General features: G+C 61.4%; 19 protein-coding genes and 1 pseudogene. 15 read left to right on the forward strand and 5 right to left on the reverse strand.

Annotation, left to right across the window (positions count from 1 at the left end; all coding sequences use genetic code 11):
- Nucleotides 1-168 precede the first annotated feature (168 nt).
- The 3 genes from AC1DYJ_RS23930 to AC1DYJ_RS23940 are packed head-to-tail and all read left to right on the forward strand — an operon-like array spanning nucleotide 169 to nucleotide 1,631.
- Complete coding sequence (locus AC1DYJ_RS23930; RefSeq protein WP_477282139.1) at nucleotides 169-582, forward strand: hypothetical protein; 414 nt, start codon at nucleotides 169-171, stop codon at nucleotides 580-582.
- Nucleotides 575-970, forward strand: coding sequence for a hypothetical protein (locus AC1DYJ_RS23935; RefSeq protein ID WP_477282141.1), 396 nt, complete (start codon nucleotides 575-577; stop codon nucleotides 968-970). The genes AC1DYJ_RS23930 and AC1DYJ_RS23935 overlap by 8 nt, the downstream gene beginning before the upstream one ends.
- Nucleotides 948-1,631, forward strand: a complete 684-nt coding sequence (locus AC1DYJ_RS23940) for a terminase large subunit domain-containing protein (protein ID WP_477282635.1) — start codon at nucleotides 948-950, stop codon at nucleotides 1,629-1,631. The genes AC1DYJ_RS23935 and AC1DYJ_RS23940 overlap by 23 nt, the downstream gene beginning before the upstream one ends.
- Before the next feature lie 173 nt (nucleotides 1,632-1,804).
- On the opposite strand, the gene AC1DYJ_RS23945 is transcribed toward AC1DYJ_RS23940, so the two are convergent.
- Nucleotides 1,805-2,635: a HEAT repeat domain-containing protein gene (locus tag AC1DYJ_RS23945; RefSeq protein WP_477282143.1), complete on the reverse strand. Its 831-nt coding sequence runs from the start codon at nucleotides 2,633-2,635 to the stop codon at nucleotides 1,805-1,807.
- A gap of 252 nt (nucleotides 2,636-2,887) precedes the next feature.
- Between AC1DYJ_RS23945 and AC1DYJ_RS23950 the strand changes: the two genes are divergently transcribed.
- The 3 genes from AC1DYJ_RS23950 to AC1DYJ_RS23960 all read left to right on the forward strand — a co-directional run bounded on the left by AC1DYJ_RS23950 (nucleotide 2,888) and on the right by AC1DYJ_RS23960 (nucleotide 4,905).
- The gene (locus AC1DYJ_RS23950; RefSeq protein ID WP_477282145.1) at nucleotides 2,888-3,445 is read left to right on the forward strand and encodes a hypothetical protein; all 558 of its coding nucleotides are present in this window, start codon (nucleotides 2,888-2,890) and stop codon (nucleotides 3,443-3,445) included.
- 383 nt (nucleotides 3,446-3,828) lie between these two features.
- Nucleotides 3,829-4,584: a phage terminase large subunit family protein gene (locus AC1DYJ_RS23955; RefSeq protein WP_477282147.1), complete on the forward strand. Its 756-nt coding sequence runs from the start codon at nucleotides 3,829-3,831 to the stop codon at nucleotides 4,582-4,584.
- 117 nt (nucleotides 4,585-4,701) lie between these two features.
- Nucleotides 4,702-4,905: a hypothetical protein gene (locus tag AC1DYJ_RS23960; protein WP_477282149.1), complete on the forward strand. Its 204-nt coding sequence runs from the start codon at nucleotides 4,702-4,704 to the stop codon at nucleotides 4,903-4,905.
- Between the two features lie 34 nt (nucleotides 4,906-4,939).
- Here the strand turns inward: AC1DYJ_RS23960 and AC1DYJ_RS23965 are convergent, their stop codons facing one another.
- Nucleotides 4,940-5,311 carry a nuclear transport factor 2 family protein gene (locus AC1DYJ_RS23965; protein WP_477282151.1) on the reverse strand — a complete coding sequence of 124 codons (372 nt, stop codon included), beginning with the start codon at nucleotides 5,309-5,311 and terminating at the stop codon, nucleotides 4,940-4,942.
- Nucleotides 5,312-5,371: 60 nt separating this feature from the next.
- Complete coding sequence (locus tag AC1DYJ_RS23970; protein WP_477282152.1) at nucleotides 5,372-6,154, reverse strand: class I SAM-dependent methyltransferase; 783 nt, start codon at nucleotides 6,152-6,154, stop codon at nucleotides 5,372-5,374.
- 281 nt (nucleotides 6,155-6,435) lie between these two features.
- On the opposite strand from AC1DYJ_RS23970, the gene AC1DYJ_RS23975 reads away from it, so the two are divergent.
- Nucleotides 6,436-7,203 (forward strand): hypothetical protein, encoded by a 768-nt coding sequence (locus AC1DYJ_RS23975; RefSeq protein ID WP_477282154.1) that lies wholly within the window; start codon nucleotides 6,436-6,438, stop codon nucleotides 7,201-7,203.
- The gene (locus AC1DYJ_RS23980; RefSeq protein ID WP_477282156.1) at nucleotides 7,203-8,867 is read left to right on the forward strand and encodes a BPSL0067 family protein; all 1,665 of its coding nucleotides are present in this window, start codon (nucleotides 7,203-7,205) and stop codon (nucleotides 8,865-8,867) included. Before AC1DYJ_RS23975 ends, AC1DYJ_RS23980 begins: the two co-directional genes overlap by 1 nt.
- Nucleotides 8,868-8,881: 14 nt before the next feature.
- On the opposite strand, the gene AC1DYJ_RS23985 is transcribed toward AC1DYJ_RS23980, so the two are convergent.
- Nucleotides 8,882-9,463 (reverse strand): hypothetical protein, encoded by a 582-nt coding sequence (locus AC1DYJ_RS23985; RefSeq protein ID WP_477282158.1) that lies wholly within the window; start codon nucleotides 9,461-9,463, stop codon nucleotides 8,882-8,884.
- Between the two features lie 312 nt (nucleotides 9,464-9,775).
- On the opposite strand from AC1DYJ_RS23985, the gene AC1DYJ_RS23990 reads away from it, so the two are divergent.
- The 3 genes from AC1DYJ_RS23990 to AC1DYJ_RS24000 are packed head-to-tail and all read left to right on the forward strand — an operon-like array spanning nucleotide 9,776 to nucleotide 10,727.
- Complete coding sequence (locus AC1DYJ_RS23990; protein ID WP_477282160.1) at nucleotides 9,776-10,099, forward strand: hypothetical protein; 324 nt, start codon at nucleotides 9,776-9,778, stop codon at nucleotides 10,097-10,099.
- A 32-nt stretch (nucleotides 10,100-10,131) separates the two neighbouring features.
- A complete protein-coding gene (locus tag AC1DYJ_RS23995) occupies nucleotides 10,132-10,416 on the forward strand; it encodes a hypothetical protein (protein WP_477282162.1) in 285 nt (94 codons plus the stop codon).
- A gap of 17 nt (nucleotides 10,417-10,433) precedes the next feature.
- A complete protein-coding gene (locus AC1DYJ_RS24000) occupies nucleotides 10,434-10,727 on the forward strand; it encodes a hypothetical protein (protein WP_477282164.1) in 294 nt (97 codons plus the stop codon).
- A gap of 37 nt (nucleotides 10,728-10,764) precedes the next feature.
- On the opposite strand, the gene AC1DYJ_RS24005 is transcribed toward AC1DYJ_RS24000, so the two are convergent.
- On the reverse strand, nucleotides 10,765-11,439 hold the full coding sequence (locus AC1DYJ_RS24005) for a hypothetical protein (RefSeq protein WP_477282166.1): 675 nt from the start codon (nucleotides 11,437-11,439) through the stop codon (nucleotides 10,765-10,767).
- Nucleotides 11,440-11,624: 185 nt separating this feature from the next.
- Between AC1DYJ_RS24005 and AC1DYJ_RS24010 the strand changes: the two genes are divergently transcribed.
- From AC1DYJ_RS24010 to AC1DYJ_RS24025, 4 genes and pseudogenes are all read left to right on the forward strand, one after another.
- Nucleotides 11,625-12,152: a hypothetical protein gene (locus AC1DYJ_RS24010; protein WP_477282168.1), complete on the forward strand. Its 528-nt coding sequence runs from the start codon at nucleotides 11,625-11,627 to the stop codon at nucleotides 12,150-12,152.
- Nucleotides 12,139-12,288 carry a hypothetical protein gene (locus AC1DYJ_RS24015; RefSeq protein ID WP_477282170.1) on the forward strand — a complete coding sequence of 50 codons (150 nt, stop codon included), beginning with the start codon at nucleotides 12,139-12,141 and terminating at the stop codon, nucleotides 12,286-12,288. Before AC1DYJ_RS24010 ends, AC1DYJ_RS24015 begins: the two co-directional genes overlap by 14 nt.
- A gap of 287 nt (nucleotides 12,289-12,575) precedes the next feature.
- Nucleotides 12,576-14,345, forward strand: a pseudogene (locus AC1DYJ_RS24020) (portal protein).
- Nucleotides 14,342-14,665, forward strand: coding sequence for a Bbp19 family protein (locus AC1DYJ_RS24025; protein ID WP_477282172.1), 324 nt, complete (start codon nucleotides 14,342-14,344; stop codon nucleotides 14,663-14,665). Before AC1DYJ_RS24020 ends, AC1DYJ_RS24025 begins: the two are co-directional and overlap by 4 nt.
- Nucleotides 14,666-14,734 lie beyond the last annotated feature (69 nt).

Raw genomic sequence — 14,734 nt, forward strand, 5'->3', positions numbered from 1 at the left:
AGCTATCGTATCATTTCTCCATGGTGCTGATTTGCGCCAGTAACCCGCCGCCGAGGCGGGTTTTGTGTTTCAGGGCCATCGGTCGCCAATTCCGGAAGCCGGCRGGACAGAGGGGGGCGCGAAGAAACGCCGTCTTCGGTTCATTCTACACTCTCCGCGAGAAACCCCATGTCCCACCGCTATGCCACCATCATCACCGACGATGACGGCCGCGAGGTCGTCAGCGCCATCGGCCTGTTCGAAGGCACTGCCCCGCAGGCGCGGATCGGCCGCATCGAGCCGGTCGCGCCAAGCGTGCTGATTGGCATGGTTCGCGGCGGTCCCGTCGATGCTGTCAGTGGCTTCGGCTTTCCGCGCGGTGCGCACACCGTCGACCGAAGCGCGATCGGCCTTGTCAGGGCAAGCCTGAAAGCCGCAGCTGCAGAAAGGGGCGAAGCGCCGGCCGATGCCGCCGATGCGGCCGGCCGCAAGGCCACCCGGAAACCGGCGAAGGCAAAACGGCGCAAGCCGACCAAAATCAAGCGGGAGAGACCGGCAAAGCAGACCTTGGCCGAGCCCGCCGCGAGGCCGGATCATGGCTGACCGGACGGCGCGAGCGCGCCCTGGCCGCAAGGCGCCCGCCGCCGCGCGCAAGCGGACGAAAAAGACGCTTGGCGATGATTTTCTCGACGCGGTGCGCGCCGATTTCCGCACCCACGGCGCCGGCGTGATTGCCGCGGTCCGGGCCGACAAGCCGGACCAGTATCTGAAGATCGTGCAGTCGGTTCTGCCCAAGGATCTGGCCAACGATCTGCATGCCTCCGCCGACACTCTGGAGAGCCTGAGCGATGACGAGATCCGCCGCCGCATCCGCGGCCTCGAAGCCGTCCTCGGTCCGTTCGGCGACCAGCCGGGCGGCACGCCGGGCGATTGCGGCACGCCGCCACTACCTGGCGCTGCTGCAGGAGCTGGACCGGAGACGCAGGACTAACCTGCTGGCGTCTTACACGCCGTATGAACGCCAGGCCGAGTTTCACGCCGCCGGCGCCAAAAACCGCGAGCGGCTGTTCATGGCCGGAAACCAGCTCGGCAAAACCAGGGCCGGCGGCGCCGAATGGGCCATGCACCTCACCGGCCGCTATCCTTGGTGGTGGCAAGGCAAGACTTTCGACACGGGTGTCCGCCTATGGGCGGCCGGCGTGACCGGCGAGGGCACGCGCGACAACCCGCAGCGCGTGCTGGTCGGCCCGCCGCAGCAGCAGGCCGCCTGGGGCACCGGCATGATCCCCGCCGACGCCATCCTGCACACCACCATGGGCCGCGGCGCGCCGGGCGCACTCGACAGCATCGTGGTGCGCTGGGGCGGCGGCGGCGACGTGCAGGCCGATGAGTCCGTGCTGTCGTTCAAGAGCTATGAGAAGGGCCGCGAAAAGTGGCAGGGCGAAACGCTGCACGGCGTCTGGTTCGACGAAGAGCCGCCGCTCGATATCTACTCCGAAGGATTGACGCGAACAAATGCGACGGGCGGGATAACGATCGTGACGTTCACGCCGCTGCTTGGGATGAGCGATGTGGTGCTGCGGTTTTTGGATGCGCAGGGGGCAGGATCCTTTCCTTCCCCCCTTGTGGGGGAAGGTGGATCGGCGCGATAGCGCCGAGACGGATGAGGGGTGTTCCAGCGGAGTGAGAGGTCGGCGTTCCCTGGAACACCCCTCATCCGACCTCGCTTCGCGAGGCCACCTTCTCCCACAAGGGGAGAAGGCAAGAACCGCCGCGCTCGCCGAAGAAAGTGCGCGCAAACAACAGATTATCACGGCATCCTGAATCAGTTCCGGAAATCCCGTGCCGGCAAGGACGAATGCCAGACGGCGTGGTGCGATATCTGTTTGTGCTCGATGCAATCCGTTGCCAGTTTGCTGATTTCAGGATCAAAGGATGCCCGCGCCCATTCGACAAAGGCATCGACGACCACCCATCTCGCCCGGCCGGCCAACCCACAACCGTAGCGCCGCACCACCGGCTCGGCATGATCCAGCATCGCGCGGATCATGCCCGATGCATCGTCGCGCCATTGCTCGGAGACATCCGCTATCGCCGAAAACGCCGTTTGCGGCCTGAGCAATGCGGCGTGCTGGCGCGCAAGCTTCAGCTGCCAGTCTTTTGCAAATTGCACAAACTGGACGGCTCCCATGCGCACGAACTCATGCTCGTCATCAAGCGCAAACAGGGCTTGCGCCAGATGCTCGCCATCGTCACGTGTGCTGCATCGCAAGATGGACTCTACGGCATCGAAGCGGATGCGCGGGTTGTCATCCCCCAGCAACGCGGCCAGCTCGCCCACCATCGAACTGATGTTCTGGTTTTGAAACGTGGCAAGAAACGCGCCTGCCCCTCGCGTCTTAGCATTGTCCGATGTGAGCAGGAGACGCAGCCTTTCCAACGGAACCGTCCTGCCAAGCTCACCAAGAAAGTCGTTGGCAACAGCGCCATCGTCATCGTCGGGAGGCGACAGCAGCCGCTGAAGCATTTCCTGACCTGTCATCGTACTTCTCGATTTGCCGAGCGGCAGCAGGATCTTGCCGCCTTCGCTGAAATAAAGATGAGCAACCTCGCTGTCCTCGGCGGACAGGCGCATCGCCTCGAATAGATCTGTCATGGCAAAGAGTGGCTTTCCCACCCGCGTAGAGGAGAGGCCGCGCGCAATGCTCCGGCCCAAGATGCATCGGTGTCGCCGATGCGGGGCAAGACCTATCGCATAAAACGACAAAGGAAAAGATGCGAGGGAGGGAGCAGCGGCCTCCGATATCTTCCGACCTGGCGAGGAGCCCAGGCTTTCTCTGGGTGCGGCGCGTTGCGGAATCGCGATACACGGCTAGACTGACGGTTGGGCTGTCGAGGAATCGGACCAATGAACAGGCGGCAAGTGTTGATGGGCGGTCTGTCGTCGCTTGTCGTGTCGCCGGCGGGCAGCACCGAGGTGCCAAAGATGTTTCCTCCGGTGCCAAAATGGCGACCCTCTTTCTCACAACCCATCGACCGCATCGAGGAGCGGTTCGGCTACTACTTCGACAGGGGGCGTGACTTTGCCATCCTCGAAAACGGCACCTGCGTGCTGACCGAGGCCGGCCTTTCCGATGACGCGGCAGCCAAGGCCGCGATCCAGACACTTTCGCTGATCTACAACTACCACCCGGACATGAAGCCGTCCGACATGGATGATGGCAATGTGCTGGTCAGCTACAATCATCCGGCCTTCAATGTCGTGCTTTCCGATGTTGCGAAAGCGCATTGGCAAGAGATCGAGACCCGCCACCAGGATGGGCTGGCGACAGACGAAGTGCTGATCACGCCGCTCGGGCAGAACGTGTTCGACGAGCTGGGCAAAAAAGCGCTGCTCGGCAGGTGCTACATGTTCATGGACGCGCAGGCGCCAAAGGTGATCCGCATCAAACGCCGGGCTGTCTGATCCTGGTTGCGGCGGCCCTGATCAAGGATATTTGCTGCCCGCAAGCTGCCTGGCGCGAGCTTTGGGATCGGTTGCTTTCCGGGTGAGCGGTTGGCACCATATTCTTTGTTCGCCCTTCTGATTGGACCAGACATTGCATACTTTGTTCGGTGTGTCCGGGGCACAAACTTTGTGTTTGGCTCCATAGAGGTCGTAAATCTTGCAAGTCTGTTTACTCGTGTCATAAGACACGTTCGATTGGCAAGCCGTGGTGCTCGCGGCAATGGCCAAAATGATTGCTACACGGATCATATATCCCCCCAAGTCTGCCAGCAAATTCACATTTGTAAACAGTATTATCAATGGCGATATTTGGTTCCGGCATATAATTACGGTGCGCTAATATGTCCCGTCACGTCACCTTCATGACCATCGACGATGCTGGGCATTACACGCCCGAGCAGCGCCAGGCGATCATCGAAGCCTACCCCGAGCATGAGCGCGAAGCGCGGGCCAAGGGTATTCCCGTCATGGGTTCCGGCCGCATCTTTCCGATCGCCGAAGAGCTGATCGCCTGCGAGCCGTTCCGGCTGCCACGCTACTGGCCACGCATCGGCGCGCTCGATTTCGGCTGGGACCATCCGTCGGCCGCGGTCGAACTCGCCTGGGATACGGAAGCCGATGTCGTCTATGTCACCAAAGCAGCCAGGGCCTCGCAACAGACGCCGGCGATGCAGGTGCTGGCGCTGAAGCCGTGGGGCGAGTGGCTGCCATGGGCGTGGCCGCGCGACGGCCGCCGCGAGACGCTGGAAGGGGCGGGCACAGCGCTTGCCAAACAATATGCCGCGCACGGGCTGAACATGCTTCCGGGCCACGCCCGCTTCGCCGATGGCTCGGTCTCGGTCGAGGCCGGGCTGATGGACATGCTCGACCGCATGCAATCCGGCCGCTTCAAGGTATTTTCGACGCTGCTGCCCTGGTTCGAGGAATTTCGGCTCTACCATCGCAAGGACGGCCAGGTCGTAAAACTGCGGGACGATCTGATGGCCGCGACGCGCTATGGCGTGATGATGCTGCGGGAAGCGGTGATCGATCCGGCGGAGTTTCGGAGCGCGCGGCGGCAGGTGGGGCAGAGTGATCCGCTGGGGGCGTTCAGGTGAGCGAATGGGTACACCCCCGGCGGCGAACCACTTCATCAATATTGCAAGCTAGAGACTTGCCTTTATGCGTGCCGGCGGCAATAGAGGACGTCACGGCATCAATAATTCGGGGGTATTATGGAATCGGAAACCAGCATTCTCGCATACGTCATTTCCTACCTGCCATTGCTGGTCTATCTGGTGGCGCAGCTTTGGGTGAGCATTTGGCTCACATTCAAAATCATCCGGGTTCAGCAGGCGATGGTGCGAGCGCAAGAGGGCATCCTGGCCAAACTGACCGATATGGACAACCGGCTGGCGGCAAAGCCGAACCGGGACTGAGCATCTTATTCGGGGTGCGACCCCTCGCCAGCTTCTACTCCACGATCTTCCAGTAAGAATCCTTGCGGATCACCTTGCCGTCGCGAAACGTGTAGAAGTCGCAACCGCGGACTTCCTTTTTCACGCCCTCGCGGGTGGTGCCGGTGAGGATCCATTTGGACATGCCGGTATCGGCAGCCGCATCGACGAAATGCTCGCCGTCGCCGTAGTGGACATCGGGCAGGCCTTCGAAGCGTGTCGCCAGCGCGTCACGTACGCTGCGCTTGCCCTCGAAGCGAGCGCCCCAGGGGTTGCTGCCCCTCGGCATCTCCAGGACGCAGTCGTCGGCAAAGAACGCCATGATGCGATCGAGGTCGTGCGCGTTGAAGGCGTCGCATAGCTCCCTCAGTGTCGATCGAATGTCCATTCGCCCGTCTCCTCCAGTCGCATGACCACTATGCCGATATCGGCACAGCGATGGAACATTTCAGCCTTCGGCTGTCGCCAAATTGGTGCTGACCTCGAAAGCTAGCCCCGATCCATCGGCGTAGGGGTGCAGCACGGGCGCACTTTCGCTCACGATGGCCTCCACGACGCTGTTGCGTTCCTGATCACCCATTTCCCTGCCGACGGCGCTCATGCCGACGAGCGCCATCGTGTTCAATCGCAGCAGGGGTTCGCCGTCCTGGAAGCGTATTGTGCGCGATAGCGTCTTTGACCGGACTTCGTGGAGGCCGGCGTCCCGGAGCAGTGCCTCAAGCGCGGCCGCGTCGCCAAAGCTGTAGCGCTGATCCGCGATGGCGCCCAGGCGGCGCTCCGCCACGCGGCGCAGCTCCCGAAAGAACGGGATTTCATCGTCGGATCGCCATGTGGCTACCGCCAGCCTGCCGCCCTTCGCCAGCGCCCGCCGCATCTGCGCCACCGCCGCGGGCTTGTCGGGAAAGAACTGCAGTCCCTGCTGGCAGACGACAATGTCGAACTGCTCTCGGTCATGGAGAGGCAGGGCGTTGGCATTGCCTTGGCGCCAGTCGATGCCCGGTGCCACAGCGCGCGCAACGGCAAGCATATCCGAACTGACGTCGATGCCGACGATGTATCCGGCGTCACCGAGCCGCTCCCTTGCAACGCGGGCCACTATTCCTGTTCCGCAAGCGATGTCGAGGACACGATCGCCTGGAGATATTTTCACCTCGTCGAGAATCATTTCGGCCCACGGCTGGAAGAGTGGGCCCGCGAGCCACCGCTCGTACATCTCAGGGAAACTTGCCATCATTGCCCCCCAATGCCGACATACCGCGCCGGAAGGTCAAACTGCGGTTCCAGCTCTCCCGCGCGACACAATCCGGCACTCGGCATTATGTTTCTTGGTCGTGCGCGTTCGAGGTCCGAATTAGCTCACCGGCGATGGGGCCGGTCAAGACCTCCGACGCGCTGCCCGATCTTCGACCTGACAAACCCAAAACGCACGCACGCCAGCACGCACGCGATCGGCCGTCCCGCGATCTCCGATGCCGCGCCCTTGTTTCAAGTCCAACCATGCAGGAAAACCAAATGGTTCACATCATTCCCATGTCCGTCGCTCGGCGCCGGAAAGACAACGGGGGCCAGCACCCGGCCGGTGCGCAGGCGGGCGGTGCTGTCCAGCCGCTTGACGAATACTGGCAGGCTGTCGCCGACCGGTACCAGCAAATGATGGCGCAGCAGAAGGCATTCGACACGGAGATCGCCACGCGCGCGCTGGACGGCGAGCTTGCCAAGGCGGAAGCCGACGCCGTCGCCAATGCGTCCGCCGATGGGGCGGGCCTGCACGATGGCATGTACGGACAGGTCGACCCGCACACCGGGCGCGTTTTGCAGACGGGCCGGTTCGACACACTGTTCGACAATTTCCTGAAGCAGGCACCGGCGGCGATTCGTCCCGATCTTGCAAGCCGTAAGGCAGCGCTGCGCGAGGCGGGCGCCATGCGGATGGCACAGCAGCAACTTGATCGCCGCAGGCAGTACGAGCAAGACCATCTGGCCGGCGTCCAGGCTGCCGGGCTCAACACGATCACGCTAAGCGATCCGAACGACCAGCCCACTTTCGACGCAGCCCGCCGGACCGGCCTCGATCTTATCTCCAAGATGGATCTCGATCCGCAAGCGAGGCTGCGGGCCGAAGCCTCATGGCGGGAGAGTACGGCAAAGACACGGATGGAAACGCTGATCGCGCAGGACCCCAAGCGCGCGCTGGCGATGTTGAGTGCCGCGGTCGGTCAGCGGGGCAAAGCGCCGCCCGCTGCTCAGCAACCGTCTGGGGAATATGGAGGGCAACAATAATGGAGACCGGCAAAGGCATGATTCTTGATGGCGCTGATGGGCAGCCGGAGGACACCGGCGAACTGGCCGGCGCTCAGGACCAGTCCGCCGCGCTTGCGCCGCTCTATGAAAAGATAGAGCGGGTGCTGGATGGGGATCGGCCGGTTGCTGCCCTGCTTGCCGACCTTTCGCCCGAGACCACCAATGGTCTGCTGCGGCAGGCGCATGCGGCAAACGCATCTCAAATGATCGGGGCAGGCGCCGACATTTCTCTTGCCTCTCAAAACGCGCCGAAGGCCTTTGCCAGCGATGGCAACTACGCCGGCGTGATGCCGGGGCCGGAAGCGTTCGTGTCGGTCTATGGAGCGAAGGAGGGCGGCCGGCAATTCGCGAAATTCGACCAGGAGGTAAAAGCAGGCATGCAGGCTTTTGAAATGCTTGCCATGCCGGATCGGGACATAAAGGCTCAGCTTCTCGAAGCGGCGGCTGCCGTAGGACATTCCCCTGACGGCCAGTCGCGATATCAGGTGACTGCTGCTGCGGCTCAACAAGCGTTGGAGGCCAGAAGGAACGATCCGGCCGGCCAGGCCAGCAAAGCTTTTCCGCAAGTGGATGCGGCGTGGCGCGCGGCATCCGACCGAGGCTGGCAGGACACCGCCCTGGTCCAGCACGCGCTGGCCGTCACAGTCGCGGCCCAACGCTATCTCGGCATCAAGAACATCCAGCCCGTGCCTCAGTCGGTGTTGAAGGGTTTCGGCGGACTGCCGCCTCAGGAGGTCCAGGCGCGGATGAATGGTCTGCAAGCGGGGACCGCTGACCCGGTCGTCAAGCTGGCAATGTCGAGGCAGTTTGCTGAAGCCGGGTTGGTTGGAGGGCTGGCGATGGGGCCTGAGGCGGCACCGCTTGGGCAGGATGGTCTCGGCGACCGTATAGGACTGCCCTCGAAGCCACTGTGGGAAGGCGAGAACGCATCGCCTGTCACGCGGGCACTTGCTCAATCGAATGAAACCCTTGGCGCTAACAACTCTCCGGGCGCCGCCGATGACGAACCGCGAGCGGCTATGTCTGGCCTGATCGATTCTGATCTGCCCGCTGGCCTGACTCAGGCTCTACCAGAGCAGATGAATCCGCCACCCGAGCGCCCGGACGTCGTTTCTGACAACACAGCGTTGTCGCAGTCCGACGATTTGTCCAAAAAATGGGTGGGTCATAGCACGACAAATATTTCTTTGTTGCCGGAAGATATTCAGGGAAATGTAAAGCCGTATATTGATCTCTTGGGAAGGAATTTCGGAAACGGCGAATGTGCCGCGCTCACAAAAGAAGTGGGCGGCATGAGTGCTACGTCCACATGGAAAAAAGGGGAAAAAATACAAGGAAATAAGACGATTTTACCGGGTACGCCTATTGCTACGTTTAACGGCGATTGGGGCGATGGGCGCGGTAAGGTCCACTACGGACCAAAGGGGGAGCCAGGTGGCAAAAGTGGCCAAAGCCACACGGGTATTTATCTTGGTCAAGATGAGGATGGAATATACATAATAGATCAGTGGAACAACAGGAAAAGAGACGAAAATGGAAATAAGATAAAGGTACCCCAGAGAGCTCGCATTACATACAGGCCTTGGGAGGATAAACGTCAACGCCTTGAGAGCGGCTCTCATTATTACGTCATAGAAAAATAGCCAACTGACGGGGATTATTGGCTTTCGGAGAATGACCGAGCGATGCGCTCGGCGATTGGACCAAACATCGCCTGATCCTTTTTACTCCAGGTCATATCGAAACAGGTAGGGTTAGCGGCATGACCCTTCTTGCACATGCCGTAAAAAACTATGGTGCCATTCGCGTAAGTCCCCGAAATTGCGCCGAGCGACGGCTTGTTAAGCTCATACGTTACTTTGTCCTTGGGGTTACGGAACTCATCGTCTGTAGCATAGTCGGCATCGTAGTCGGCGCTGCCGTCAACGAGCAACGCCTTGATGCAATCAAATGGTTTCGATGAGCTGTTGGCTTGGTATTGATTAAGCTCGGCGTCCGGATAGTTCCTCGGCTGAAACTTTTTTCCTTCGGCGAATACATGTATGGGTTCAATTTTGCCGTCTGCAAAGAATGAGGGAATCTCGATCTGGCTTCCGCCGCTCAAGGATGTGATCCATTTGATCGGCTCCTCTGCCCCGGTATGAGGGGCAGACAGCACCAGAAAGCCAAACGCGAAGCCAATTGCTCTTATGGTACAGGCTCTCCGAGCGACAACCGGGGCGGGAAAGAATGATTGCAAGGGTGCTCTCTTGGATTGCATTGCGTAGGCTGTGGCGCCTTTATAATTGTAGCAGAAGCTGCAGCGGCCGCGAAGTCATTTTACGCGGCCCCCAGGCATGATTCCATGGATAGCCTCAGCATCGCCTTGGGCCGGGATGACGTTGGATGCGATTGCGGTTGCAATCTCAGTGCATGATTTTCACGTTCACTAGCATTGCAGGAAGGTCACACTAAGGGGCCCCTGCGATGCCGAGGCTATTCGGATATTTCATTGCTTATCAAAGCGCCGCTGATAATGTAGCTGGATTCAATGCTTCGATGGAGCGCGCGCTTGGCCAGAACAATAACCCGGCTCACGCCTGAGCAGAGAAGGTTGTCTGAAGAGCGGGCCTTTGCGGAGTTCGCCAGGCGAAAGCAACACGCTCTCGACAATCCATTGACTGCTGAGCGATTAGCGTTGATGGACGAGCAGGCTTCTGCGCAGATCGCTTGGCGCAAGCGTTTGCGTGAATGCGACCCGAAAGATCGCAATGCGCTAGGGGCCGAATACACCCAGGATATGGAAGCCTGGTTCAAGAGGACCGGCTTCAGGCTCAGGGTGTTCCTCGCCTCGGATATTGTTCGGCTTCCCGATAAATTGCCGAAATTGCGGTGAACTGCGGTCGAGATTTTGATGCGAGCACGTCAATGCGTCTGGCCGTATACGGATGCCTCGCAATCAGCCTGGTCTATGTCGCTCCCGCGGCGGCGATTACCCTCTCCAGTAAAGAATGGAACGCGTTTTCCTGCGTCCTGAAAAAGGCGCGCACTATGGGTAATCCAGAGGTGGCAGCAAACTTTGCCATAGATGAGTGCCCGACATCGGGGCTGACAGAGGCGCAGAAAAAGCGGGTTGTCGACCTGGTTATTGGCCGCTTGATGAGGGAGCGTGGGTTGAAATGCATCGGAACCGGCTGCGGGGACGGCGAGTGAGGGAGCAATCTGGGAGTTTGTGGAAGGCACGTTCAGTCCTGCTCGCGAGCCTTTCCATTGGCCTTGTCTACGCCGAACCCGCTTCGGCAATCACCCTCTCGAAGAAAGAATGGAAGGCGTTTTCCTGTGTTCTAAGCAAGGCTCGCGATCAGGGTAACCCGGACGTCGCTGCCGGCTACGCGATCGACGAGTGTCCGACGGAGGGACTGAGTGACGCGCAGAAGGAGCGGATCAGGGATCTGGTCACCCGCCGGCTGATGAAGGAATACGGCTTGACGTGTATCGGAACCGGCTGCGGGGGAGGCGAGTAAGGCGAGAGCCTCCGTGCTGTTTACCGCGGCTCGCCTATTACCGATTTCTGCGGAATGACCGGGCGATGCGTTCAACGATTGGGCCAAGCAACGCCTGGTTCTTCTTGTCATAGAAAATGTCAAAACAGGTAACGATAATCCGCTTTTGACACATGCCGTAAAAAACCTGTGTGCCATCCGCTGAGGTGCCAGAAATTACTCCAAGTGATGGCTTGTCAATTTTGTATGTCGCTTTGCTTTCGCCTGAGGTCTTTTCCCTAATGTATTCGAACGGACGCTTGCCTGGCTCGTCAAATATTCTGTATTGACGAAGATAGATGCCATACTCTTTTGGGGAAAACGTTGTGCCGTGGCTTTCGCCGTCCGTCAAAAGCTCTCGGCCATCGCCATCTTCAAAGAATTCGGGGATCTCGATTTTGCTTCCGCCGCTTAAGGACTCGATCCACTTGATCGGCTCTTCGGCTAAGGCAAGCGGCGGCGACAGCACCAGGAGGCCGAAGGCGAAGCCAATTGCTCTCATGGCGTTGGCTCTTCGAGCGACAACTGGGGCGAGAATGAGCGGCTGCATAAATACCCTCTTAAATTGCATGTTGTAGGCTATAGCGCCATCCAGGTTGTAGCAAGCGCTGACCGCGCTGGGAAGAATATCGGATAGGATTTTATTCTTAAATCCGTTGACGGGTGAGGGCAGCAATGGTATATTTCTATCCATGGTGCTGATTTGCGCCGATGACCCGCCGCAAGGCGGGTTTTGTTTTGGGGCGATAGGTTGTGCGGCTCTCGCAGATGACACGGGCCGCGTGGTTTGCGGCTTCGCTTCTCGCACCGCCATAAACTGACGAAGAAGGGCGCATCAGCGCCTGCGTTTTGATGGCCTCTGGCTGACGAGGTCGACGTATGACCCTCCGCATCATTCCCGCAACGTTACGCGATCTCTCCTACATCGCCGCCAACCTGCGTGCCGAGGATCGGGCAGAGATCGACTGCCAGCTTGACCATTGGTCGCCGGCGCTTTTGGCACTCACCGCGCTGCAGGGCTTTGCCTATGTCGCCGAGCTCGACGGTAATCCGGAAGCAGGCTTTGGCGCCGCCGAGCAGCGGAGCGGGCTGTGGATCGCCTGGAGCTGGGGCACGCGCCGCATGAAGCGCTGCGTGCCCGGGATGACCGGTTTCTTTCATGCCGTACTCGGCCCGCAAGTCGCGGCGCGGGGCGCCTGGCGGGTCGAGGCGCGGGCGCTCGCCGCCAACCAACTCGCGCTGCGCTGGCTCGTCCGGCTCGGCGCCACGCAACGCTGCCTGCTGCCGGGTTACGGCAAGAACGGCGAAGACTTTTTCCTCTACGACTGGACAAGAGAAGGCTGGAACCATGTGTCTCTTTCAAAAACCTCCCGCACCGAAAGCTCTGCCATCGGTGCCGACCGCTGAAGACGAGGACGTGCGGGCGCGCGAGAGAGCCTTGCGGGACGAGCTCGAACAGCGCCAGGGCACGCTGAGCACGGTGAAAACCGACCTCGCGCCCGGCGACATCACCGGCCAGCGCCGCGTGCTTTTGGGGATGTGACGCCATGACCGCGATGAAACGCAGTTTCCGCAAGCGCGTGCTGGATTGGTGGTACTGGCGCCGGCACGCGAAGAGGCTGAGACGGCGAGGCTGAGCGCTCTCTTCCTTCTCCCCTTGTGGGAGAAKGTGGCCTCGCGAAGCGAGGTCGGATGAGGGGTGTTCCAGGGAACGCCAACGCCTCACTCCGCTGGAACACCCCTCATCCGTCTCGGCGCTGCGCGCCGATCCACCTTCTCCCACAGGGGGAGAAGGCAAAACCCTCCCTTTCCTGACCCAGCGAGCCTCCCATGACCGATTCCCGCGCCCGCGATATTCTCTCCCGCCAGTCCGAGCTCGAGACCGAGCGCTGCCAGTATGAGGCGGTGTGGGAGCAGGTGGCGGAATTTTGCGATCCCGATGCGCCCGATGTCTGGAGCGGGCGTAGGAGCGGCGGGCCGGACTCGCAGGCCGAGCGGCAGGAGCGGCGTGGCGCTCGCGTCTATGCCAACACCATCAACTCGGCCGCCAACCGGCTGGCCGCGGGGCTCGAAAGCCTGATCATCCCGCAGTCGGAAAAATGGCACGGGCTGACCACGGCGCAAATGAACGACGAGGAGACCGACGAGGAGAAGGAATGGGCGGAAAGCTTGCGCGATTTCCTGTTTGCGCTGCGCTACTCCGCCAATTCCAATTTCGTGCCGGCAACGCAGGCCTGCCTGCGCAATGTCGTGCGCTATGGCCCGGCCTATCTCTATGCCTAGGAAGGCTTTGGCGGCACGCTGATCCGCTATGCCTCGATCCCCGTGGTCGAGGGTTATCTCGCCCGCAACCGCTGGGGCCAGGTCGACATCTTTCATCGCCGCTACGAGCGCACCGCCAGGCAGGCGGCGCAGCTGCTCGGCTACGACAAACTGCCGGCGCGGATAAAAATGCTGGTCGACGATCCCGCCAAATGCGAGACCAAGATCTCGCTGATCCAGTGCATCCAGCCACGCGACGAGCGCAAGATGTATCGGCTCTCGGGCGACTACCAGTATCTCGACACGGCTTTCGCCTCCTATCACGTCATCGAGGACGAGGAAGAGATTGTCAGGGAAAGCGGCTTCCGCTCCTTCCCGGTGTCGTGCTTCAACTGGCGCCGCTACGAGGGCGATCCCTACGGCATTTCGCCCACCATCGAGGCGCTGACGACGGTGCGCGAGGAAAACGCCGTGCGCCGCTCGGGCCTGCGCGCTTTGCAGCAGATCACCGATCCGGCCACGGCGTCCAAGGCCAGGCTCGACTATGTGCCGGTGCTCAACCCCGGCGAAAATTATCCCGGCCTCATCGACGACAATGGCAGGCCGCTGATCCAGCCGATCGCGACGGGACAGAACCCGACCTACGCCTTCAACTACGCGGCGACCCGCGCGGAAGAAATCCGCGACATGATGTTCGTCAATCTGTTTCAGACGCTGGTGCAGAACCCGCAAATGACGGCGACCGAAGCGCTCATCCGCCAGGAGGAAAAGGGCGCGCTGCTCGGCCCCTCCGGCTCGATCATCCAGGCGGGTTTTGCCAGCAATCTCGACCGCGAGCTCGGCATTCTGGAGGACAAGGGCCTCTACGATGAGGACAGCCGCTTCGCGCCGCCGGACAGCCTCGCCGGCAAGGCGGTGCGGCCGACCTTCACCGGCCCGCTCGACGTGCTCAGGCGTTCGGCCGAAGCGCGCGACACCATCCAGCTGGTGACGACGGCCATGCAGATGGCGCAGTTCGATCCCGGCATCATGGACAATATCGATGGCGACGAGGCGCTGAAGATCGTGCAGAGCGCCGGCCGCAGCCCGCAGCGCATCTTTCGCCGCAGGGATGAGGTCGAGGGCATGCGTGGAGCCAGGGCACAGGCAAGCCAAGCGCAGGCCGGCATGGCGGCGATCGCCACCGCCGGCAAGGTCGCCAAGGATGCCGTTCCGGCAGCCGTCCAGGCGCGCGACAGCGGCCTGCTCGACGCACTGATGCAGCAGGCCGGTGGGCAGGCGCCGCCTGGAGCGCAAGGCGCCGGCGCACAGACCGGATCGCCGGAGCAGGGCGCATGAGCGCCAAACGCTTCGCCCGCGCCAGTCAGGCCGGCGGCCCGGCCAAGGCGCGCGACGCGCTGGCCAAGGCCTATCTCAGGGTCTTTTCCGGTGAGGACGGCGAGATGGTTCTGGCCGATCTCGCCGCCACCGTCGGCTACTACCGCCGCCCGTCCTATGGCGAGTGGATGGCCAGGACCAGGACGCCCAACGGCTTCGAACTGCACAGCGCACTCAGCAATGCACGGGCCGAGGTGGTGCAGCACATCATGGGCTTCCTGACGCTGGACGCGGCGCAACTGGCGGCGCTGGAAAAGGCGGCGCGGGCGGAGGAGGGGTGAGGCGCTGAAGCTGCCTTCCTCGCCCCGTTTACGGGGGTCCGAAGGACGGGTCGAGACAAGCGGCTCGAC

The organism is Mesorhizobium sp. P2_B11, from assembly GCF_056404855.1.

Coding starts and splice junctions, on each gene's coding strand:
- AC1DYJ_RS23955 (WP_477282147.1), top strand. CDS start 3,829: ATGTCCCGTCACGTCACCTTCATGACCATCGACGATGCTGGGCATTAC.
- AC1DYJ_RS23970 (WP_477282152.1), bottom strand. CDS start 6,154: ATGGCAAGTTTCCCTGAGATGTACGAGCGGTGGCTCGCGGGCCCACTC.
- AC1DYJ_RS23945 (WP_477282143.1), bottom strand. CDS start 2,635: ATGACAGATCTATTCGAGGCGATGCGCCTGTCCGCCGAGGACAGCGAG.
- AC1DYJ_RS24025 (WP_477282172.1), top strand. CDS start 14,342: ATGAGCGCCAAACGCTTCGCCCGCGCCAGTCAGGCCGGCGGCCCGGCC.
- AC1DYJ_RS23930 (WP_477282139.1), top strand. CDS start 169: ATGTCCCACCGCTATGCCACCATCATCACCGACGATGACGGCCGCGAG.
- AC1DYJ_RS23960 (WP_477282149.1), top strand. CDS start 4,702: ATGGAATCGGAAACCAGCATTCTCGCATACGTCATTTCCTACCTGCCA.
- AC1DYJ_RS23995 (WP_477282162.1), top strand. CDS start 10,132: ATGCGTCTGGCCGTATACGGATGCCTCGCAATCAGCCTGGTCTATGTC.
- AC1DYJ_RS24010 (WP_477282168.1), top strand. CDS start 11,625: ATGACCCTCCGCATCATTCCCGCAACGTTACGCGATCTCTCCTACATC.
- AC1DYJ_RS24005 (WP_477282166.1), bottom strand. CDS start 11,439: ATGGATAGAAATATACCATTGCTGCCCTCACCCGTCAACGGATTTAAG.
- AC1DYJ_RS23980 (WP_477282156.1), top strand. CDS start 7,203: ATGGAGACCGGCAAAGGCATGATTCTTGATGGCGCTGATGGGCAGCCG.
- AC1DYJ_RS23975 (WP_477282154.1), top strand. CDS start 6,436: ATGGTTCACATCATTCCCATGTCCGTCGCTCGGCGCCGGAAAGACAAC.
- AC1DYJ_RS23965 (WP_477282151.1), bottom strand. CDS start 5,311: ATGGACATTCGATCGACACTGAGGGAGCTATGCGACGCCTTCAACGCG.
- AC1DYJ_RS23935 (WP_477282141.1), top strand. CDS start 575: ATGGCTGACCGGACGGCGCGAGCGCGCCCTGGCCGCAAGGCGCCCGCC.
- AC1DYJ_RS23950 (WP_477282145.1), top strand. CDS start 2,888: ATGAACAGGCGGCAAGTGTTGATGGGCGGTCTGTCGTCGCTTGTCGTG.